Origin of the sequence: Stenotrophomonas lacuserhaii, from assembly GCF_014836545.1 — a bacterium.
Taxonomy (GTDB): Bacteria; Pseudomonadota; Gammaproteobacteria; order Xanthomonadales; family Xanthomonadaceae; genus Stenotrophomonas; species Stenotrophomonas lacuserhaii.
Window position 1 is genome coordinate 79,463 of record NZ_JACSQS010000004.1, and the last position, 21,792, is coordinate 101,254.

At 66.4% G+C, this 21,792-nt stretch carries 16 protein-coding genes, 1 pseudogene and 1 riboswitch; of the genes and pseudogenes, 11 read left to right on the forward strand and 6 right to left on the reverse strand.

Annotated features, from left to right (window positions below):
• Positions 1 to 126 precede the first annotated feature (126 nt).
• Positions 127 to 1,704: a BCCT family transporter gene (locus tag H9654_RS05800; protein ID WP_191769742.1), complete on the reverse strand. Its 1,578-nt coding sequence runs from the start codon at positions 1,702 to 1,704 to the stop codon at positions 127 to 129.
• Positions 1,705 to 1,905: 201 nt separating this feature from the next.
• Positions 1,906 to 2,007: riboswitch (TPP riboswitch) on the forward strand.
• 81 nt (positions 2,008 to 2,088) lie between these two features.
• On the opposite strand from H9654_RS05800, the pseudogene thiC reads away from it, so the two are divergent.
• The 5 genes and pseudogenes from thiC to H9654_RS05825 all read left to right on the forward strand — a co-directional run.
• Positions 2,089 to 3,867: pseudogene (thiC, locus tag H9654_RS05805) on the forward strand (phosphomethylpyrimidine synthase ThiC); the annotation flags it as partial.
• 123 nt (positions 3,868 to 3,990) lie between these two features.
• Positions 3,991 to 4,668 carry an ion channel gene (locus tag H9654_RS05810; protein WP_191769745.1) on the forward strand — a complete coding sequence of 226 codons (678 nt, stop codon included), beginning with the start codon at positions 3,991 to 3,993 and terminating at the stop codon, positions 4,666 to 4,668.
• A gap of 251 nt (positions 4,669 to 4,919) precedes the next feature.
• Positions 4,920 to 7,298: a winged helix-turn-helix domain-containing protein gene (locus tag H9654_RS05815; RefSeq protein WP_191769747.1), complete on the forward strand. Its 2,379-nt coding sequence runs from the start codon at positions 4,920 to 4,922 to the stop codon at positions 7,296 to 7,298.
• Between the two features lie 125 nt (positions 7,299 to 7,423).
• On the forward strand, positions 7,424 to 8,323 hold the full coding sequence (locus H9654_RS05820; RefSeq protein WP_057509181.1) for a helix-turn-helix transcriptional regulator: 900 nt from the start codon (positions 7,424 to 7,426) through the stop codon (positions 8,321 to 8,323).
• Between the two features lie 47 nt (positions 8,324 to 8,370).
• On the forward strand, positions 8,371 to 11,208 hold the full coding sequence (locus H9654_RS05825; protein ID WP_191769749.1) for a TonB-dependent receptor plug domain-containing protein: 2,838 nt from the start codon (positions 8,371 to 8,373) through the stop codon (positions 11,206 to 11,208).
• Positions 11,209 to 11,416: 208 nt separating this feature from the next.
• On the opposite strand, the gene H9654_RS05830 is transcribed toward H9654_RS05825, so the two are convergent.
• Both H9654_RS05830 and ppa read right to left on the reverse strand, forming a co-directional pair.
• Positions 11,417 to 12,544, reverse strand: coding sequence for an HDOD domain-containing protein (locus tag H9654_RS05830; protein ID WP_191769751.1), 1,128 nt, complete (start codon positions 12,542 to 12,544; stop codon positions 11,417 to 11,419).
• 151 nt (positions 12,545 to 12,695) lie between these two features.
• Positions 12,696 to 13,232, reverse strand: coding sequence for an inorganic diphosphatase (gene ppa, locus H9654_RS05835; RefSeq protein ID WP_042614993.1), 537 nt, complete (start codon positions 13,230 to 13,232; stop codon positions 12,696 to 12,698).
• A 157-nt stretch (positions 13,233 to 13,389) separates the two neighbouring features.
• Between ppa and H9654_RS05840 the strand changes: the two genes are divergently transcribed.
• On the forward strand, positions 13,390 to 13,938 hold the full coding sequence (locus H9654_RS05840) for a hypothetical protein (RefSeq protein ID WP_191769752.1): 549 nt from the start codon (positions 13,390 to 13,392) through the stop codon (positions 13,936 to 13,938).
• Positions 13,935 to 14,387, forward strand: a complete 453-nt coding sequence (locus tag H9654_RS05845; protein ID WP_191769754.1) for a hypothetical protein — start codon at positions 13,935 to 13,937, stop codon at positions 14,385 to 14,387. The genes H9654_RS05840 and H9654_RS05845 overlap by 4 nt, the downstream gene beginning before the upstream one ends.
• Before the next feature lie 10 nt (positions 14,388 to 14,397).
• Here H9654_RS05845 and H9654_RS05850 read toward each other — a convergent pair whose 3' ends face one another.
• Both H9654_RS05850 and H9654_RS05855 read right to left on the reverse strand, forming a co-directional pair.
• Positions 14,398 to 14,655, reverse strand: coding sequence for a DUF2789 family protein (locus tag H9654_RS05850; RefSeq protein WP_191769756.1), 258 nt, complete (start codon positions 14,653 to 14,655; stop codon positions 14,398 to 14,400).
• A 99-nt stretch (positions 14,656 to 14,754) separates the two neighbouring features.
• Positions 14,755 to 16,782 (reverse strand): sodium-translocating pyrophosphatase, encoded by a 2,028-nt coding sequence (locus tag H9654_RS05855; protein WP_191769758.1) that lies wholly within the window; start codon positions 16,780 to 16,782, stop codon positions 14,755 to 14,757.
• Between the two features lie 241 nt (positions 16,783 to 17,023).
• Between H9654_RS05855 and H9654_RS05860 the strand changes: the two genes are divergently transcribed.
• A complete protein-coding gene (locus tag H9654_RS05860; RefSeq protein ID WP_191769760.1) occupies positions 17,024 to 17,527 on the forward strand; it encodes a hypothetical protein in 504 nt (167 codons plus the stop codon).
• A gap of 42 nt (positions 17,528 to 17,569) precedes the next feature.
• Here the strand turns inward: H9654_RS05860 and H9654_RS05865 are convergent, their stop codons facing one another.
• The gene (locus tag H9654_RS05865) at positions 17,570 to 18,826 is read right to left on the reverse strand and encodes a 6-phosphofructokinase (protein ID WP_191769762.1); all 1,257 of its coding nucleotides are present in this window, start codon (positions 18,824 to 18,826) and stop codon (positions 17,570 to 17,572) included.
• 135 nt (positions 18,827 to 18,961) lie between these two features.
• On the opposite strand from H9654_RS05865, the gene H9654_RS05870 reads away from it, so the two are divergent.
• The 3 genes from H9654_RS05870 to H9654_RS05880 all read left to right on the forward strand — a co-directional run bounded on the left by H9654_RS05870 (position 18,962) and on the right by H9654_RS05880 (position 21,786).
• On the forward strand, positions 18,962 to 19,531 hold the full coding sequence (locus tag H9654_RS05870; protein WP_191769764.1) for an adenylate kinase: 570 nt from the start codon (positions 18,962 to 18,964) through the stop codon (positions 19,529 to 19,531).
• A 315-nt stretch (positions 19,532 to 19,846) separates the two neighbouring features.
• Positions 19,847 to 21,211: a UDP-N-acetylmuramate:L-alanyl-gamma-D-glutamyl-meso-diaminopimelate ligase gene (gene mpl, locus H9654_RS05875; RefSeq protein WP_406833455.1), complete on the forward strand. Its 1,365-nt coding sequence runs from the start codon at positions 19,847 to 19,849 to the stop codon at positions 21,209 to 21,211.
• The gene (locus tag H9654_RS05880; RefSeq protein ID WP_191769767.1) at positions 21,208 to 21,786 is read left to right on the forward strand and encodes an LON peptidase substrate-binding domain-containing protein; all 579 of its coding nucleotides are present in this window, start codon (positions 21,208 to 21,210) and stop codon (positions 21,784 to 21,786) included. The genes mpl and H9654_RS05880 overlap by 4 nt, the downstream gene beginning before the upstream one ends.
• Positions 21,787 to 21,792: the final 6 nt, after the last annotated feature.

Consider the following 21,792-nt stretch of genomic DNA (forward strand, 5'->3'; position numbering starts at 1 on the left):
GATTCACGGCGATTCCCGCCAACCCACCCCGCCGCGCCAACAAGCAGCATTGCAGGCTGTTGCTTTTGACGTTGACGTTGCTTCGAAGCGGGCCGCCGGGCGCAGCCCGGCAACCCACCACACCCATCAGTCGCGCTCAGCCGCGTTCTCTGCTTCCAGCCGCGTTTCTTCCTGCGCCGCCATCTCGCGTTCGATCCACGCCTCGATCATCTGCCGCGCGCGCTGCGCCTTGCGCCGCTCGCGTGTCCATTCCTGGTCCAGCACGCGGTACAACGACACCATCACCAGGATCATCAGCACCGCGAAGGGCAGCGCAGCGATGGTGATCATGCCCTGCAGCGCGGACAGTCCGCCGGCCAGCAACAAGGCCGCCGCGATCAGCGCAACACCGACGCCCCACGCCAGCTTGCGCTTCGGCGGCGGGTCACCGGCCTCATCGGTGGACATGCTGGCCAACACCAGTACTGCCGAATCGGCGGAGGTCACGAAGAAGATCATCAGCAGCACCAGCGCGACGCTGGCCAGCAGCAGCGGGAAGGGCAGGCTGTCGAACATGGTGAACAGCACCGTTTCGTAGCCATTGCCCAGCGCGGCCACCAGATCGACATGGCCGAACAACTGCGACCACAGCGCGGTGCCCCCGAATACGGAGAACCAGACGAAGCCCAGCACGGTCGGCGCGATGACCACGCCGATCACGAACTCCCGCACGCTGCGGCCCCGCGAGATGCGTGCGATGAACGACCCCACGAACGGTGCCCAGGCAATCCACCACGCCCAATAGAAGATGGTCCAGTCGGCCACCCAGGTGCTGCCGGAAAACGGCGACATGCGCAGGCTCATCGTCACCAGCTGGTTGAGGTAGGACCCCAGCGTGGTGGTGAAGGTGTCGAAGATGAAGCCGGTCGGACCCAACACCAGCACCATGGCCAACAGCAACGCAGCCAGGCCCAGGTTGAAGTTGGACAGCCATTTGACCCCGCGCTCCACCCCGCTCAGGGTCGACGCCATGTACAGCACGAACGCCACCGCGATGATCACCATCTGGGTCGGTACGCTGGAGGGAATGCCGAGCACCCGTTCCAGACCGGCCGCGATCTGGATGGTGCCGAAGCCCAGCGTGGTGGCCACGCCGACCGCGGTCGCCACCACGGCGGAGATGTTGACCGCGTGGCCGATCCAGCCGCGATGGTGTCGGCCGATGATCGGCTGCAGCATGTCGCTGACCAGGCCGCGGCCGTTGCGGTTGAACTGGAACCAGGCCATGGCCAGGCCGATCAACGCGTACACCGCCCACGGATGCAGGCCCCAATGGAAGAAGGCGTAGCGCATCGAGGCACGCGCCGCGTCCATGCCCATGGGTTCCAGCCCTTCCGGCGGTTTGACGAAATGCGAAACGGGCTCGGCCGCGCCCCAGAACACCAGACCGATGCCCATGCCAGCGGCGAACAGCATCGACATCCAGCTGGCGCGGGAGAAGTCCGGCTCGGCATCTTCGCCACCGATGCGCAGGCTGGCGAAGCGTCCGAACGCCAGGTACAGCAGGAAGGTCAGCGCAAGGAACACGACCAGCAGGTACAGCCAGCCAGCGCCGCGGACCACCTCGGCCAGCACGGCCTGTACGACGGCGTTGAAAGAATCCGGTGCGAGCCCGGCGAGCAGCACCAGGACAGCGACCAGTGCGATGGAAATTCGAAACACCATGGAGGGGCTTCTCCGATCAGCGAATGAGGGAGCGAGCAGAAGCTTGCAGTGCGATGCCGGGCAATGCCAGCAATGCGGAGGACGGCGGACGGTCGCATGCCTGCAGGAGCAGGCGCGACAGTGCGCTGCGTCATGTTACCCAGCGTGGCGTCATGGACTCGTCAGTGTGTCGTCCGCGACAGCGGCGGTATGTTCTAATGCGCGCTGAAGCGGGGGTACCGCGGCGAACTGGCCGCGGTTGAGATAGTCCCTTGGAACCTGATCCGGCTCATACCGGCGTAGGGAAGCTTTGCAATGCCGTCCGTGCGTGGGCCCTCCCGGGGGTCGGCGTGCGTGCGTCGGCGCACCGCCGCTTCGTCCCCGAACCTGATTGGACGAAGCCCGATGAACGCACCGTACGATGACCTGCAGCAGCAGGTGCAGCAGCTTTCCGAAACCGTCACCCGGCCTATCCCGGGATCGCGCAAGGTGCATGTGGCCGGTTCCCGGCCCGACCTGCAGGTGCCGATGCGCGAAATCGCGCTCAGCCCGACCCCGGACGCGTTCGGCGGCGGCGACAATGCCGCGTTGGCGGTCTATGACAGCTCCGGCCCCTATACCGATCCAGCGGCGCGGATCGAGCTGGCGGCGGGCCTGCCGGCGCTGCGCCGGGGCTGGATCGAAGAACGCGCCGACACGGGACTGCAGGGCGGGCCGGGGTCGGTGTTTGGTCGCTCGCGCGAACTCGATGCCCGGCTGGCCGCGGTGCGGTTCCCGGCGCGCCACCCGCCCCGTCGCGCGCATGCCGGCGCCAACGTGACCCAGATGCACTACGCCCGCCAGGGCGTCATCACCCCGGAGATGGAGTTCGTCGCCATCCGCGAGAACCAGCGCCTGCATGCGGTGCTCGATGCCGGACTGCTGCAGCAGCATCCGGGACAATCCTTCGGTGCTGCCATCCCGCGCGTCATCACTCCGGAATTCGTGCGAAGCGAGATCGCCCGTGGCCGGGCGGTGCTGCCCAACAACATCAACCATCCAGAAAGCGAGCCGATGATCATCGGCCGCAACTTCCTGACCAAGATCAACGCCAACATCGGCAACAGTGCGGTGTCCTCGGGCATCGCCGAGGAAGTGGAGAAACTGGTCTGGGCGATCCGCTGGGGCGGCGATACGGTGATGGACCTGTCCACTGGCAAACACATCCACGAAACCCGCGAGTGGATCATCCGCAACTCACCGGTGCCGATCGGTACCGTGCCGATCTACCAGGCGCTGGAGAAGGTCGGCGGTCGTGCCGAAGACCTCAGCTGGGAGGTATACCGCGATACCTTGGTCGAACAGGCCGAACAGGGCGTGGATTACTTCACCGTGCATGCGGGGGTGCGGGCCGCGCATGTGCCGCTGGCAGCGGACCGGATGACCGGCATCGTCTCGCGCGGCGGCAGCATCCTGGCCAAATGGTGCATGGCGCATCGCAGGGAGAACTTCCTGCATACGCATTTCAACGACATCTGCGAAATCATGAAGGCCTACGACGTGACGTTCTCGCTGGGCGACGGGTTGCGCCCGGGCTGCATCGCCGATGCCAACGACGCGGCACAGTTCGCCGAACTGGAAACCCTCGGCGAACTGACCAGGGTGGCCTGGCGGCACGACGTGCAGGTGATGGTGGAGGGCCCGGGCCACGTGCCGATGCACCTGATCAAGGAGAACATGGACAAGCAGCTGCGCGAATGCGGCGAGGCCCCGTTCTATACCCTGGGGCCACTCACCACCGATATCGCGCCGGGCTACGACCACATCACCAGCGCGATCGGCGCGGCGATGATCGGCTGGTACGGCACGGCGATGCTCTGCTACGTCACCCCCAAGGAACACCTGGGCCTGCCGGACCGGCAGGACGTGCGCGACGGCATCATGGCCTATCGCATCGCCGCCCACGCCTCGGACCTGGCCAAGGGCCACCCCGGCGCGCAGGTGCGCGACAACGCGCTCAGCAAGGCCCGTTTCGAGTTCCGCTGGGAAGACCAGTTCCACCTCGGCCTGGATCCTGAAAAGGCCCGGGAACTGCACGACCAGACCCTGCCGAAGGACGCACACAAGAGCGCCCATTTCTGCTCGATGTGCGGGCCACAGTTCTGTTCGATGAAGATCAGCCAGGAGCTCCGCGGGCAGTCCGCGGGCGGGTAGGGGTGACGACCTTGGGTCCGGGCAGGTGACGACCGTGGGTCCTGGTGGGTGACGACCGTTGGTCGTCACGCTCTCCCCCGGTATCCTCCGCCCATCGTTTCCCAAGGCCGCGCCATGCCCATCCCGCACACCCTGCGCTGGCTCGCCATCGCCCGTCGCCATCCCTCCGCCTGGTTGCTGGCGGTGCAGTTGCTGGGCGTGCTGGTGTATCCGGCAATGGATGACACCGCGGCGGGGCGGGCGGCAGTGGGCACTTTCGGCATCGCGGTGCTCGGGCTCGCCCTGTGGGTGGTGCAGCGCAGCCCGCTGGGCACCTGGCTTGCGTTGTTGCTGGCCATTCCCTCGGTGGTGTTTTCCATCGCCGCGGTGCTGTTGGGCAAGACCGGGTTGGGCACCACGGCGCAGCTGCTGGAAAGCCTGCTGTACTTCTATACCGCCGGTGCGTTGATCGCCTACATGCTGCAGGACCATAAAGTCACCCGCGACGAACTGTTTGCTGCAGGCGCCACCTTTACCCTGCTTGCGTGGGCGTTTGCTTTCGCCTTCTCGGTCTGCCAGCAGTGGTATCCGGGCAGTTTCCTGGCCACCAGCCAAACCCAATTCCGCACTTGGATGGAGCTGCTTTATCTCAGCTTCAGCTTACTGTCCGGAGTCGGTCTCAGTGACGTCGTTCCGGTACACCCCCAGGCACGCGCATTGGTAATGCTGGCGCAGTTCTGCGGGGTCATGTACGTGGCCTTGGTGGTATCGCGCCTGGTCGGTCTGACCATGCTCGAGCACCGACAAAAATGAATGGCAGATAAAAAAATCGCGCCCCGGAAGGCGCGAAGAGTGAAACTGATTATCTGAATACGTGGGCGAGAGAGTGCCTGATGTCCGCCGCAGCATGTGCGGTTAACTCGCATAGGCTAGTATTCGCGCGCTTCGATTCATTTGCGTTATGGGTTCATGCTGTTTGCAGAGTCTGGCTGTTCGCGATTGCACCTCCCGGTCATTCACGCGCGCCTGGCTGGCATCCCGCCTGCCGCCCGCGTTCGAGATAGATGACCATCAGCAACAGCCCTTTCCATGATGCAGATATCCTGCGCATCGGCGAATGCACCGTGACCTTGTCGTCACGTGAAGTGCAGGTGCCCGGCGCGCGGCGACTTCGCAGGCTCACGCCGAAGGCGGTGGGCGTGCTGCGCGTGCTCGTCCGCAGCAATGGGCGCGTGGTGACCCGGGATGAGCTGTTCGCCGAGGTGTGGCCGGACACGCTGCCCACCAATGATGTGCTGACCCAGGCCGTGACCCAGCTGCGCAAGGCCTTCACCGCCGACAGCGAGGACGGTCCCGCCTACATCGAGACGATCGCCAAGACCGGCTATCGCCTGCGGGTAGCAGTGAGTGCGGTGGATCCGCTTGAACGATCCGCCGTGCCGGCGGGCGACGCGCCAACGCCGCCGCCGGTGCAGCCGCCCGCGGGCAGGGATGTGGACGTAGACGCAGACACGGACGTGGACCTGGCCATGCACATGGACACGGACACGGGCGCCATCCACACGCCTCCCGAGCCCCTGCTGCTGGCGCCGATACGGCCCCGCAGTGCCTGGCGACGCGCCCGGCGCTGGGTGCTGCTGGGCGTGGGTCTGTCCATGCTGCTGGCGCTGGGCGTGATGGCCTGGCTGCTGCTGCATCGGGATACGTCACCTTCGGCAGTCGACGCGGCGGTGGAAAACGGCACGCGGGTGATCGGCAGTCCGCAGCGCCCGTATCGACTCATCACCGCCACTGCGGGCTTTGAAACCTATCCCACGCTGTCGCCGGATGGCTCGCAGGTAGCGTACGAAGCCAGTGAAGAAGACGGCAGCGGCCAGATCAAGGTGCAGACCTCGGGCAACGCGCCGGCGCGCAATCTGGTGGACCGTCCGGACGGGGCGGTGGACCGCTTCCCGAACTGGTCCCCGGACGGCCGCGAGATCGCCTTCGCGCGCTTCTCCGGCAACGGTCGCTGCCAAGTGCTGATCGCCAGCGCGACCGGCGGCAACGTGCGCGAGGCCACGCGCTGCGACGGTACCGAACTGCTCAGTTTCGACTGGACGCCGGACGGCAGCGGGCTGGTGTTCGGCAGCATGGTGGGCACCTACGCCCACCGCGGGATCCGGGTACTGGACCTTGCCAGCGGGCGGTGGCGTGCGTTGACCTATGCCGCGCACAAGGACGACTTCGATTACGCCCCGCGTATTTCCCCGGACGGGCGCTGGCTGGTGTTCGTGCGCAACCCGCAGGTCGGTGACCTGTGGCGGATGCCGGCCGAAGGGGGGCCGCTGGAGCAGCTGACCGACGACGCCGCCGAGTTCCGTGGCTGGGCCTGGCTGGGTGACAGCCGGCAGATCGTGTTCGGTCGCCGGGTGGACAGCGAAGCGCGCCTGTACCAGCTGGACACCGAGGCACGCACGCTGCGCGACCTCGGCCTGGACGACGCACAGTGGCCGGCGGTCGCGCGCTCGACGAACTTCCTGGCCTTCGTCCACCGCAAGGCACAGTTCGGTTTGTACAAGGTGCCGGTGAAGGACCCTGCGCGGGCACAGCGGCTGTTCGCCTCCAGCGGCCGCGACAGCCAGCCGATGCTGGCACCGGACGACCGCCAGATGGTGTTCGCTTCAGACCGTTCCGGCAGCTACGCCCTGTGGTGGGCCGATCTGCAGCAGCCGCAATCCCTGCGCCCCATCGAGGGACTGCGGCCGGATACCCGGCAGCCACCGGCATGGTCGGCCGACAGCCGCCACCTGCTGGTGCTGGGCCGTGATGACCAGGGCGAGCCCCACGTCTACGAGATCACTCCGCGCGATGAACAGCTGAGCGTGGTGCCGGTGCCGGTGGCACGCCCGTTGCAGGCCTTGTACCTCGATGATCCGGATCGTTTGCTGGTCATAGAGCGCGGCGACGACCAGCGCACCCGCATGAGTCTGTACGACCGGCGCGACTGGCAGCGACTGGCGACCTTGTACGGCGTGTCCCAGGCGCGCTTTGACAGTGAGCGGCGACGCGTGGTTTTCACCCAGCTGGGCGCCAGTGGACTGTGGTCGGTGGATGCATCACTGTCGCCGGCCAGCGTCCAGCAGCTGAGCGCCGACAAGCCCTCGCGCTGGCGCTACCGCGCATGGTCGGTTGCCGGCGGCGGTCGCGTCGACTATCTGGATGAATCCAGCCAGTGCAGCTCCGGCCTGCTGCGTATCGCCGATGGGGTCGAGGCGGTTTCGCGTTGCCTGGATGCGTCTCGGCTCAGTGCCGGCAATGGATTGAGCAGCAGCGTTGACGGGAATGACGTGTACGTGTCGCTCGCCGTGTCCGACGGTGCCGACATCGGCGTGATGGCGCTGCCCGAGCGCCCGGCAGAAGTCTTCCCTGCTTTCGTCAACTCATTGAAAATAAAGCCATAAATGGTTTCGTAAGTTTTTCGTGGGGACATCGTGTCGATTTCGTCGCGAAGTCGTCGCAACGTCCTGACCGCTGACGCCTGATTTGGCAAAACGGACACCCTGTATTGGTAAATACGTGGTGCTCCATGCGTCAGCTCTCCCTGGCCGATCGCGGTCAAACGATCTCCCTCGACAAGTCGCCCGATGACGCGACGCCGATCTGCCTGAGCGTGGCCCGGCTGGGCAGCCTGCAGACCGCCGGCAGCTGCTTCACCGTGTGGATCCAGGTCCGCGGCAGTGCGTGGGTGGAGGCCAAGGAGGGTCGCTTCCGGATGCGCCGTGGCGAGTGGATCGCCTTCGAGAAGGAATCGCGTCCGCTGGTCCAGGCCGGCCGCAGTGGCCTGTGCATCGGCCTGGCGCTGAATGCCGATGCGATGCGCATGCTGATGGAACTTGCCGATTGCGGCCTGTATGCCGGCCGTGGCCTGATGAAGCAGGCCGAGCTGCGGGTTGCCCTGCGCCTGTGGCGCGATGCGCTGGACAGTGGCCTGCCGGCGCAGGCACTGCGCCCGATGCTGCTGCACCTTGCATCGCTGCAGCGCACGATGGCCGGTACCGTGCAGCGTTGCCCGGGCCGCTCGCGCAGCCGCAAGCGCCAGGTGTTCGGTCGCATGCAGCGCGCCCGTCTCTATCTGGAAGGCAACAGCCACCGCGTGGTGCGCATCGGCGAACTGGCCGAACTGACCAACTTCTCCAGCTGGTACCTGTCCAAGACCTTCCAGAGCCTGTACGAAGAAAGCCCGCAGGCACTGTCGGCACGGCTGCGGCTGGAACGCGCCGCCGACCTGCTGCGCGATACCGACATGATGATCGGCGAAGTCGCTTCTGCCAGTGGCTTTGACAACTGCTGCAGCTTCGCGAGGGCGTTCCGCGCCCGTTTCGGCACGTCTGCGTCGCATTATCGTGAAAGCGCCGCCAAGCTGTCGCCACACTCGGCAAAGTCTCTCGCTGCATCACGCAAACCAAGGATCGCAACACAATCGTAACGTTTGATGGCGTTTTAACACGCCACTAACGTACCTTGGAGAGAGACATGAATTTCCGTACCCCCGCCGTGCGGCTGGGCATGCTGCCGGCCGGCATTGCGCTGGCGCTGAGCCCGAGCTTCGCCTCGGCGCAGGAAGCCGCAGCAGGCACCACCGACCTGGATCGCATCTCGGTCACCGGCTCGCGCATCCGCGCGGCCAACGTTGAAACCCAGCAGCCGATCCTGACGCTGAGCCGCGAGAGCCTGGAAAAGCAGGGCTTCTCTTCGGTCGCCGACGTGCTGAACAACCTGACCTCGGCCGGTTCCCCGGCGATCTCCCGTTCGGAGTCGCTGGCTTCGGGTGAGAACGTGGGCGGCTACTATGTCGACATCCGCAACCTGGGCGCTGAGCGCACCCTGGTGCTGATGAACGGCAAGCGCTTGGGCGCGACCACCTCGGGCCTGCAGGATCTGAGCCAGATCCCGATGGGCGCCGTCGAGCGCATCGAAGTGCTGAAGGATGGCGCGTCCGCCATCTACGGTTCCGACGCGATCGCCGCCGTGGTCAACGTGATCACCCGCAAGAACGTGGAAGGTGGCGAAGCCACCGCCTACTTCGGCCAGTACGGCGAAGGTGACGGCAACACCGAACAGTACTCGATGACCCTGGGTGCTACCGGCGAGCGCGGCAGCCTGACCCTGTCGGCTGAATACAACAAGGCCGATCCGGTCTTCGCCAAGGACCGTTGGTACAGCAAGGACGGCAGCCGCGGTCCGAACTCGACCCCGGCCACCTGGAGCGCGCTGAGCCAGAACGGCAGCTGGTGCAACCCCACCGTCTACGATTGCGAAAGCGCGTCGGCCGTGTGGCAGACCCTGAATGCCGGTGGCAACCCGAACAACCCGGCTGACTACCACCCGCTGACCCAGGGCGAATGGTCCAACGCCAACCAGCAGATGACCGCGCTGACCGGCGTGGAGCGCAAGTCCGTCTATATCAACGGCACCTACGACTTCACCGACTCGATCAGCCTGAACAGCGACCTGCTGTACAACGAGCGCAACACGTTCCAGCAGATCGCCGGCTATCCGTACCAGTCGCAGGCCTTCGGCACCCCGCTGTCGGCTGACAGCGCCTTCAACCCGCTCGGCCAGGACATCGACTTCCGCCGCCGCCTGTGGGAAGTGCCGCGCACCACCGAAAGCCAGCTGAAGACCACGCGCTTCGCGCCGACCATCAGCGGCTTCTTCGACTTCGCCGGCAAGACCTTCGACTGGGACGTCGGCGCGCTGTGGAACCGCAACGAGTCGATCGTCACCCAGCGTGGTGATGCCAGCCTGATCGCCACCGAGCAGGCCCTGGGCCCGTCGTTCATCAACAGCGCTGGCGTCGCGACCTGCGGCACCGCTGCAGATCCGATCGTGGGCGACTGCCGTCCGTGGAACCCGCTGCTGCCGAACGGCGTTGCAGGCCAGGGCTCGCTGGCTGACCCGGCGCTGCAGGAATTCCTGTTCCCGACCTTCACCACCCGTGGCGAGACCAAGACCACCAGCTTCACCGCCAATCTGGCCGGTTCCATCGTGACCATGCCGGCCGGTGACCTCGGCTTTGCCGTGGGCGTGGAGCACCGCAAGGAAGAAGGCAGCTACGTGCCGGACGCCTTCGCACAGTCGGGCATGTCGACCGGTCTGGGCCAGAAGCCCACCCGCGGCGAGTACGACCTGAACGAGGCCTACCTCGAGCTGAACGTGCCGATCCTGTCGGATATGCCGTTCGCCAAGGAACTGTCGCTGAACATGGCGACCCGTTACTCGGACTACAGCAACTTCGGTGACACCCTCAACAGCAAGTTCGGCGTGACCTGGCGTCCGCTCGATGAACTGCTGGTCCGTGGTACCTATGCGGAAGGCTTCCGTGCTCCGACCATCAGCGATCTGTACGGCGGCCTGAGCTCGAGCTTTGAACGCTACATCGATCCGTGCGGCGTGGGCGCCCCGGGCAGCGTTGCCGGCAATGCCGCCTGCACCGCCGCCGGCGTGCCGGCCAACTACGTGCAGCTGGGTCAGGGCAACCAGCCCTGCGCCACCCTGCCGTGCGCGACCAACGACCAGTTCATCTCCGGTGCCAACCCGAACCTGAGCCCGGAAACCTCCAAGAGCACGACCGCAGGTCTGGTCTGGAGCCCGCGTTGGGTGCAGGGCCTGGACATCTCGCTGGATTGGTACAAGTACGAAATCAGCGACATGATCATCGCCGACAGCGTCGACCGCATCCTGCGTGACTGCTACGTGCTGGGTGATTCCTCGCGCTGCGCCAGCGTGGTGCGTGCACCGGCCGGCAACATCACCGCGCTGACCTACGGCACCGCCAACCTGGGCAAGGTGGAAACGCAGGGCTACGACCTGGGTGTGAAGTATCGTCTGCCGGAAATGGCGATCGGTAACTTCAGCATCGACTGGCAGACCAGCTACCTGTCCTCCTACGATGAAGAAGGCCAGAACAGCGCAGGTGACACCATCACCATCGGTCAGGTCGGTACTACGGGCCTGTTCCGCGTCCGTTCCAACGCCACCGTGGGTTGGACCAAGGGTGACTTCGGCGTCAACTGGACCGCGCGTTACTACTCGGGCATGGCCGAAGACTGCATCGACATCGGCTGCACCGATCCGGATCGTTACCAGAATGGTGAAGCAGCGCCGATCCGCAAGACCGGTTCGAACACCTTCCACGATCTGCAGGTCAGCTACACCGCACCGTGGGACGCCACCATCGCAGTTGGCGCGAACAACGTGTTCGACCACCGTGGCGCATTGCAGTACTCGGCTCCGAACAGCGCCTTCGCCTACTACGGCGGTTTCGATGTGGGTCGCTTCCTGTACATGAAGTACACCCAGCGCTTCTGATCCATCCAAGCACTGATGCGTAAGTGAAAAGGGGCGGACCGCAAGGTCCGCCCCTTTTCTTTGTGCGTGGTCTGGAGGCGCTGGCGCCAAGCCATGCTCGGCGGCTGCCTGTCATGGCCCCTGACACGCTTCGCCGAGCACCGTAGGCATGTCGAAGCGCCCCGCCAACCCGTATCACGACGCGGGCCTCAGCCGTCTGCGATGGCGATCAGGCGTCCGCCGGTGACAACCCCATCAATGCATTGGCGTGCTCGCGCCATTCCGGCAGCTTGTGCAGCACGTTGGCGCGCTGCAGGTAGTCTTCGTCCACCGCTTCGCCGTTGACCAGGGCCAGCGCCACGTGCACCGCGCCGGTCACCCAGAAACTGCGGGTGTTCGAGCGCTGCGGCTGCAGGTGGAAGCCGACCGCCTCCACGATGGGCATGGGCAGGCCCCACAGGCCGAGCAGATAAGCGCCCGCTTCGGCATGTCCCGGACGGCCATCGTCGCTGCCTGCAGCGGCCGGTTCAGTGCGTTCGTTGCGTACCCCCGGCAGCAGCAGGCCGATGTCGGCCAGCAGCGCAGCGGTGGATCCCAGTTCGGCGCTGGACGCCGGCAACAGGCGCGCAGCCAGCCGCGAGGCGAGCAGGGCACGCTGCTGCAGCGCGTTGCGCTCGGCCGCCGACAGCGTGGAGGCGGAAAATACCTCGCTGGCCAGAACCAGGTCACGCAGCGTGGACAGGCCCAGGCGGGTCACCGCCGTACGCAGGTCGGAGATGGTGCGGCCGCTGCTGAAGAAGGCCGAGTTGGACAGCTGCAGCACCTTGGCGGCGATCGCCGGGTCGGCCGCGACCAGCTTGGCGACCTCGTTGCTGTCGGCGTCGTCGTCACGTTCCAGCGCGCGGGTCAGGCTCATGTAGAGATGCGGCGGGGAAGGCAGCTTCTCGATGCGGCCGATGGCATCGCGCAGGCGCGGGCTGTCCAGCAGTTCGCGCAGCTCTTCCAGGCTGCTCAGCGCCTCAAGCAGCACCTCCGGCGCCAGCGGCAGCGGCAGGAAACGGTGGGCGATGCCGATCAAGCGCGCCGGCGGCGGGCGGTTGCCCTGCTGGGCATCGATAAGCGCCACGCGGATGGTTTCCGGGCGCAGGGTGCGGATCTGCCCCAGCAGCGTGGTGGCATCCATGTCCGGCAGGTAAGGGCTGACGATCACCGCATCCAGCGATGATGCCGCTACGGCCGCCATCGCGGCATGGCCGTCGACAACGGTGGTGGTATGCCATTCTTCCCCAAGATCGGCAATGAATTCGCTCAGCTCAGCCGGCAGGCTGGCCTCGTCCCCAACAAACAGAATGCGCACGACACGTTCCCCTTGCGGACCATGGCACGGCCATGGTCGATGTGAAGTGTCGCAATTTAACCGATTCGGCGTGACGAGAGATGTGCCACAAGGCCGAAAACCGCGAACTGCACCGCCCTGGCGGGGAAGGCCAGGGCGACGGACGGAAGGCTCAGGCCTTGCCGTCGAGGTAACGCTGGTGGGCTTCGACCAGGATCGCCTTGGCTTCGGCAGCGCCGGCCCAGCCGTCCAGCTTGACCCACTTGCCCTTTTCCAGGTCCTTGTAATGCTCGAAGAAGTGGCCGATGCGCTCCAGCCAGTGGCTGGACACCTGGGCGATGTCTTCCACGTGGGCGTAGCCGCTGAACACCTTGGAGATCGGCACGGCCAGGATCTTCTCGTCGCTGCCGGCTTCATCGCTCATCTTCAGCACACCCACCGGGCGGCAGCGCACCACCGAACCGGGGATCAGCGGCAGCGGCAGCACCACCAGCACGTCGGCCGGGTCGCCATCGCCACACAGGGTGCTCGGCACGTAGCCGTAATTGCAGGGGTAGCGCATCGGGGTGGAGAGGATGCGGTCGACGAAGATCGCGCCGGTGTCCTTGTCCACTTCGTACTTCACCGGCTCGGAATCCTTCGGGATCTCGATGATGACGTTGATTTCTTCCGGCGGGTTCTTGCCGGGGGAGACGAGTTCCAGACCCATGGGTGTACTCCGGTTGTGGGGCGAAAAAAAGAAGACCATTTTATGCGTTTGCCCGGCAGCGTGCTGCGGCATGCCCGCGACCGGCACCACGAGGTTCTCTGATGGAGCGCCCGGCCGCGCGGGGGGAGGATGGATACACCTGCCGAAGGGGTGATTCATGTTCTTCTTCAATGACTTGAAGGTACGTTCCGGGCGTCCCGTGGCGTGCGGGATCAGCAGCCTGCTGGTGGTCGCCGGCATCGCCGTTGCTGCGGATGGGCCGCTGGTGCCCCGATCACCGGGGCCGGCGACCTTCATCGATCTGGTCGACCATCCCGCCCCGGAGGCCAACTGGGACCGGTTCTATGCCCTGGAGGACCATCTGGCCGGCGCCTTCCACAAGGCATGCGGCGAAGGGGCCTGCCTGCCCCGGCGATTCCTGTGGCCCATGCAGCTGCGCTGTTCGGTCCGGGTGGCCGACGCCACGGTCGCGGCGTGCATCTGGGTCATCGCCGGCAGCGATCTGCAGGTGCGCGCGGCAGGCAGCATCGACCCCGACGTGGTGGTCTGGCGTTGCGTGCTGCCGGTCGGCGACGCCGTTGCAGTGGACGCCTTCCACGCAGCGCTGGAGGCGGACGATCCGCTGGCGGCTCGGCTGCCCGGCGCGGCCGAAAGCCTGCGGCAGGGCGTTGCGCGGTGCCTGGCCAAGCAGGGGGCCGCCTCATGATCATCGCCGGAATGCTGCTGCTTGCGGCTGCACCGTTCGCCGCAGGCAGCCATGTCGATGCCCGGGATTACCCCAGCGCGGGCGCGGGCGAGGCGGCCTTCGCGGTGATGGAACGCGCGCTGGTGCGCGGCTTCGATTACATCTGCGGCGACACCTTCTGCGAAGGCGACTACGGCAACCTGCGCGCCCTGCAGCTGCGCTGCGCGGTCTCCCGCGATGGTGGCACGGTCGCCGGATGTCTGTGGAGCTTCGCCGGCAGCCATGCCTCGGTAGGCCCCTTTGATCCGACGCCTTCGGTGGATGCGCGGACCTGGGCCTGCCGCCTGCCGGTGGTGCCGGGTACATCGCTGGCGGCCCTGCTGGAGCGCCTGCGCGGGCCGGACGCACTGGATACGCCGCTGCCCGGCACGGACGTCAGCAGTTACGATGCATTGACCGACTGCCTCTAACGGCTGCGGGTCAGGCCGGATTCGCCTGCACGGTGGCGTCGCTGTGCAGTGCTTCGTTCAACTCATCCACCACGATCGCCCAGTCGTTGTCCGACTTCAGCGACTCGGCCAGGAAATGACGCTGCCCTTCGCTCCAGAACCAGGCCGTGGTGACCTTGACCTCCGCGGGCAGCTGGTGCTGCAGGATGAAGGCGGCGATGTCCGCTTCACCGGCGTCCAGGCCGAGCTGCAGGAACAGGTTGGTCATGTTCGGTTCGGTGGTGATCATCGTATCGCTGCATCTGCTGGGAAAGGTCATCGCCATTATGCCGGGACCCTGCGCGGGCGCGATGTGATGGATGTGCCCATCCCATCGCGCCCGCCGCTGTCAGAGCAGCGGCACCAGCAGCAGTGCCACGATGTTGATGATCTTGATCAGCGGATTGATCGCCGGTCCTGCAGTGTCCTTGTAAGGGTCGCCCACGGTGTCGCCGGTCACCGCGGCCTTGTGCGCTTCGCTGCCCTTGCCGCCGAAATTGCCATCCTCGATGTACTTCTTGGCGTTGTCCCACGCGCCTCCGCCGGTGGTCATCGAGATGGCCACGAACAGGCCGGTGACGATGGTGCCGATCAACAACCCGCCGAGCGCGCGCGGTCCCAGCAGCAGGCCGACCACCACCGGCACGGCGACCGGCAGCAGGGACGGGACGATCATTTCGCGGATCGCAGAGCGGGTCAGCATGTCCACCGCGCGGTCGTACTGCGGCTTGCCGGTGCCTTCCATGATGCCCGGGATCTCGCGGAACTGGCGGCGGACTTCTTCCACCACCGCGCCTGCCGCGCGGCCTACCGCTTCCATCGCCATCGCACCGAACAGGTAGGGAATCAACCCGCCGATCAGCAGGCCGATGATCACCTCATGGTCGGACAGGTCGAAGCGGAACTCGATGCCCGGATTGGCCGCCTGCAGGTTGTGCGTGTAATCGGCGAACAGCACCAGCGCGGCCAGTGCCGCCGAGCCGATCGCATAGCCCTTGGTGACCGCCTTGGTGGTGTTGCCGACGGCATCCAGCGGGTCGGTGATGGCGCGGATTTCCGGCGGCAGGTCGGCCATTTCGGCGATGCCACCGGCGTTGTCGGTGATCGGGCCGTAGGCATCCAGCGCGACGATCATGCCGGCCATCGACAACATCGCGGTGGCCGCGATGGCAATGCCGTACAACCCGGCCAGCGCATGCGCGCCCCAGATCGCCACGCACACTGCGATCACCGGCAGCGCGGTGGACTTCATCGAGATCCCCAGCCCGGCGATGATGTTGGTGCCATGGCCGGTGGTGGACGCCTGCGCCACGTGCTGCACCGGCTTGTACTGGGTGCCGGTGTAGTACTCGGTGATCCACACGATCAGCCCGGTCAGCACCAGGCCGATCAGCGCGCAGCCGTACAGCGCGTAGGGGCCGAACACGTTGTCATCCATCAATGCGGTGGTGACTGGATAGAAAGCGATCGCCGCCAGCACGCCGGACACGATCACCCCCTTGTACAGCGCGCCCATGATCGATCCGCCCGGCTTCACCTTGACGAACAGCGCGCCGATGATCGAGGCGATGATCGACACCCCGCCCAGCACCAGCGGATACAGCACCGCGTTGCGTCCGGCTTCGGCGATCATCAGGCTGCCCAGCAGCATCGTGGCGATCACCGTCACCGCGTAGGTTTCGAACAGGTCGGCGGCCATGCCGGCGCAGTCGCCGACGTTGTCACCGACGTTGTCGGCGATGACGGCGGGATTGCGCGGATCATCCTCGGGAATGCCGGCTTCCACCTTGCCGACCAGATCGGCGCCGACGTCCGCGCCCTTGGTGAAGATGCCGCCGCCGAGGCGCGCGAAGATCGAGATCAGCGAGGAGCCGAAGGCCAGCCCGACCAGTGCATGCAGGGCCTGCGCCACGTCCAGGCCGAGCCGCAGCAGGATGGCGTAGTAGCCGGCCACGCCCAGCAGTCCCAGCCCGACCACCAGCATGCCGGTGATCGCACCGCCGCGGAACGCCACGTCCATCGCCGCGCTGATGCCATGCCGCGCCGCTTCGGCGGTGCGCACGTTGGCGCGTACCGAGACGTTCATGCCGATGTAGCCGGCGGCACCGGACAATACCGCGCCGATCGCGAAGCCGATCGCGGTGTACCAGCTCAGGAAGATCCCGACCAGCACGAACAGCACCGCCCCGGCGATGCCGATGGTCAGGTACTGGCGGTTGAGGTACGCACGGGCACCTTCCTGGATCGCGCCGGCGATCTCGGCCATGCGTGCGTTGCCACTGGGTTGGCGCAGGATCCAGCGCGCCGAGACGATTCCGAACAGGATTGCGATGACGGCGCACAGCAGCGCCAATGACAGCCCGTGACGTTCCAGCATGACCTCTCCCGATGTGGATGAAAGACATCCAGCGGTGGTGAACTTCACCACGAGGGGGACGACGGGCTGCAGCCGTGTAACCAACCCGTAACTGACCGTGATGGTCGTCCGACGTATGGCGGTGTTCAGCATTCCCTGGTGGCCGCAGTATGCGGTCCGGGGCCAGCAGGCGCCAGCGCCTTTGCGTGCGGTTAAGCCAGGCTCTGCGACCGTGCGGCCATTACTGTCGTGGAGAACACCGATGCGCCTGCCCGTACTGATGATGGCCCTGCTGGCCCCGGCGCTGCCGGCGCTGGCGGTGGAAACACCCGAGCTGCAGCGTGCGGTGGGCGCCGCCCAGGCGGTCGGCGCGGTGCATACCCTGCGCCAGATTCCCGAAGCCTGCGCGCGGCTGGAAGGCACCTTCACCGGTGATGCGGCGCAGCCCTACCGCTTCGCACCGGTACGCACCAGCGAGCAGTGCCAGCCGCGGGCGCGCTTCGTCGATTACGCCAAGGCGCAGCCGAGCCAGGCCAAGGGCTGGAAGCTCAACGACGTGATCCGGGTGCCGTCGGCGGCGTGTCCGGCCCAGCAGGCGGTGGTGCGGGTGTGGCGGCTGCCGGTGGCGCCGACCACCGAACGCGACGGCCAGGGCCAGTCGCGCATCTATCTGGAAGACGCCAAGAAGCAGGCCAGCAGCGGCACGATCCCGAAGGTGACGATGTTCGCCGCGCAGCTGCAGATGGAAGGCAAGGCCTGCCAATAAAGCGGGTAGCGCCGGGCCCTGTCCGGCGCCACCGTAGGCGCTTCAGGCTTCGAACGGCTCCAGCTTTTTCTTGACCGCGACATTCTTCAGTGTGACGTACTTCGGCAACCCGTCCGACCCGTAGGGCAGGGGGGCTTCGCCCTTGATCAGCGGCTGCAGGTAGGCCCGGGCCTTTTCGGTGATGCCGAAACCGTCCTTGCGGATGAAGCTGGCCGGCATCTTCTTCTCATGGTTGGCGATCTTCGCCAGCGGCGCCGATTCGATCTTCCAGCGGTAGGGCTTGTCGCTGCTGCGCACGATCACCGGCATCACTCCGTTGTGGCCGGCCAGCGCCAACCGCACCGCCGCCTTGCCCACCGCCTGCGCCTGTTCCCAGTCGGTCCTGGAGGCGATGTGGCGTGCCGAGCGCTGCAGGTAGTCAGGCACGGTCCAGTGCACCTTCAGGCCCAGCTGGTCCTTGACCCGGCCGGCCAGGTGCGCGGCCACGCCGCCGAGCTGGGTGTGGCCGAAGGAATCCTTGCTGCCGCCGGCATCGGCGACGAAGGTCCCATCGGCCGTGGCAATGCCTTCGGAGGCCACCACCACGCAGTAGCCCACCTGTTCGACCACCGCGCTTACCTTGGCCAGGAAGGCTGCTTCGTCATAGGCGCGTTCCGGCAGCAGGATCACCTGCGGGGCCTCGTCCGGTCCCGTACCGGCCAATCCGCCTGCCGCTGCCAGCCAGCCGGCGTGGCGGCCCATCGCTTCGTAGATGAACACGCGGGTGGAGGTCTCGGCCATGGCGGCCACGTCCAGCGCCGCCTCGCGAACCGATACCGCGGTGTACTTGGCCGCCGAGCCGAAGCCGGGGCAGGTGTCGGTCACGGCCAGGTCGTTGTCGATGGTCTTGGGCACGCCGATGCAGCTCAGCTCGACCCCCCGCTCGCGCGCCAGTTCGGACACCTTCAGCGCGGTGTCGGCCGAATCATTGCCGCCGTTGTACAGGAACCAGCGCACGCCATGGGCCTGTAGCACCTGCAGCAGCCGGTCGTAACGGGCTGCATCCTGTTTCAGGGATTTGAGCTTGTAACGGCAGGACCCGAACGCGCCGCCGGGCGTGTGGGCCAGCGCCCGGATGGCACTGATCGGTTCGCGCGAGGTATCGATAAGGTCTTCGCGCAGCGCGCCGAGGATGCCACTGCGTGCGGCAAGCACCTTGACACCGCGGGCGCGGGCTTCCTGGATCACCGCCGAAGCAGTGGCATTGATGACGGCGGTGACGCCACCTGACTGTGCGTAGAGCAGGGTGCCTGGGCGCATCGGAACCTCGTGTCGGGACAGGGACATTGCAGGGACATTACCCGGATGCGGTAAAGTGCGGGTATTGCGGTGCAGCGATACCGGTCCGTCCGGACGCCGTGCGTTCATGAATTTAAACACGTTGGAGTCAGCTAGATGCGATTGGTTCTGTTGGGGCCGCCCGGTTCGGGCAAGGGTACGCAGGCAACCCGCCTGAAGGAAAAGCTCGGCATCGCCCACATTTCCACCGGCGACCTGCTGCGCGCCGAAGTGGCCGCTGGCTCCGAGTTGGGCAAGCAGGCCAAGGCGGTGATGGATGCCGGCAACCTGGTATCCGACGAGATCCTGCTCGGCATGCTGCGTTCGCGCCTGTCGCAGGACGACGTGGCCAAGGGCTTCATCCTGGATGGCTATCCGCGCAACGTGGCCCAGGCCAAGGCACTGGACGGCGTGCTCGCCGACATCGGCCAGCCGCTGGATGCGGTGGTGCAGCTGGACGTGGATGCCGACCAGCTGATCGAGCGCCTGGCCGGCCGTGCGAAGGAGCAGGGCCGTGCGGATGACAATCCGGATTCGGTCCGCCATCGCCTGCAGGTCTACACCGAGCAGACTGCGCCGGTGGTGGATTTCTATGCCGAACGGGGCACCCTGGCGCGCCTGGATGGCATCGGCGAGCTGGAAGAAGTCGAAGCGCGCATCCACGGCGTGCTGCCGAAGGCCGGATGAGGCCGTCGAGGCCTGCGGTTCGCGCCTGAAAAAACACAGGCCTGGTCCCTTCGGACCAGGCCTGTGTCGTTTTAAAGCCAGCGGTGGGCTTGCTCAGGGCCCCGCAGCGTGAGCTCCCATGGGGATGGCCTCTTGGGGAGTAGGACCGGTTGGGAACTGCGGCTGGCACTGTGAATTGTGTCTATGTTGATAGGCAGCCGCTATCAGGAATTCCCTGACAAGTCTTTGGCTTTGTCTGAGCTGTCTGTCGGACTTATCTGACGTTCTGCTTGTCAGGATGGCCCACTACCGGGTCGATCGGTAACAATGCGGGTCATGAGCAACGTACATATTCTTGGAATCGCCGGCACCTTCATGGGCGGCGTGGCCGCACTGGCGCGTGAGCTGGGACATGGGGTCAGCGGCAGCGACCAGGCGATCTACCCGCCGATGTCGACCCAGTTGGAAACGCTGGGGATCCAGCTGGACCAGGGGTATCGTGCCGACAGCGTCCCGCCGGACACTGCCGAGGTGGTCATCGGCAATGCCCTTTCGCGCGGCAATCCCGCCGTCGAGGCGGTGCTCGACGCCGGCCAGCGCTATGTTTCCGGTGCACAATGGCTCAGCGAGCAGGTGCTGCCAGGTCGCGACACACTGGCCGTGGCCGGCACGCATGGCAAGACCACCACCACCACCATCCTGGCCTGGCTGCTGGAAAGCGCAGGGCGCGCGCCCGGCTTCCTGATCGGCGGGGTCGCCGAGGATTTCGGCGTGTCCGCACGGGTGGGGCAGGGCCGCGAGTTCGTGGTCGAGGCCGACGAGTACGACACCGCCTTCTTCGACAAGCGCAGCAAATTCGTGCACTACCGGCCGCTGGTGGCGATCCTCAACAACCTCGAATACGACCACGCGGACATCTTCCCGGACGTGGCGGCGATCCAGCGCCAGTTCCATCATCTGGTGCGCACCGTACCGGCGCGCGGCCGGCTGATCGTCAACGGCGAGGACCCGCGCCTGGCCGAGGTGCTGGCGATGGGCTGCTGGACCCCGGTGGAGCGCTTCGGCTTCGATGCGACGCTGGAATGGCACGCTGAACTGCTGCGCGCCGATGGCAGCGCGTTCGTCGTGCATCATCGCGGGCAGCGGGTGGGCGAGGTCCACTGGGCGTTGCTGGGCCGCCACAACGTGCTCAATGGCTTGGCTGCGCTGGCCGCCGCACACGCAGTAGGCGTGGTGCTGGCCGACGTGCTGCCGGCGTTGTCACGCTTCCACAGCGTCAAACGGCGACTGGAAGTGATCGGCCAGGCCGGCGGCATCACCGTGTACGACGACTTCGCCCATCACCCCACCGCCATCGCCACCACGCTGGAGGGCCTGCGTGCCAAGGTGGGCGATGCGCGCATCGTGGTGGCGATGGAGCCACGCAGCAATTCGATGCGGCTGGGCGCACACGCCGAGGCCCTGGCGCCTTCGCTGGCGTTGGCCGATGCGGTGGTGTTCCTGCACCGGCCCGGGCTGGAATGGGATGCCGCCGCGGTGATGGACGCGGTGCGCGGCCAGGCGCTGGCGGTGGCCGATACCGACGCGTTGCTGGCCCGGTTGGACGCCCTCGCCAAAGCCGGTGACCACGTGGTGTTCATGTCCAATGGCGGCTTCGATGCCGCGCCGCGCCGCTTCCTGGCGCAGCTGCAGGGGACATGAGCGTGGTCGCGACGCTGCCGTTGTTTCCGTTGCACGCGGTGCTGTTGCCGGGTGCGAGCATCGGCCTGCGCGTGTTCGAGCGGCGCTACCTGGACATGCTGCGTGATTCGAGCCGCGACGGCGGCGGATTCGGGCTGTGCCTGATCCTGCAGGGCGATGAAGTGGGCGCGCCTGCGGTGCCCGCAGCCTTCGGCGTGGAAGCCCGGGTGGATGATTTCGACATGGGCAGCGATGGCGTGCTGCAGCTGCGGCTGCGCGGGGCGCGGCGCTTCCACGTGGAGCAGACCCGCGTGCGCGACAACGGGCTGGTGGTGGGCGAGGTGCGCTGGTGCGCGCCGGATACCGACGACGAACTCCGGCCGCAGCACGCGCTGCTTTCGACCCTGCTGCAGCACATCATCGAACAGGCCGGTGAGGACTATGCACCGGCCACGCCGGCGCTGCTCGACCAGGCATCCTGGGTAGGCTGGCAGCTGGCGCAGCTGCTGCCGCTGGAAGAATCCCAGCGGCTGCAGTTGCTGCAGCTCGACGATGTCCACGCCCGCCTGGACCTGTTGCTGGGCTGGATCCCGTAACGGCCG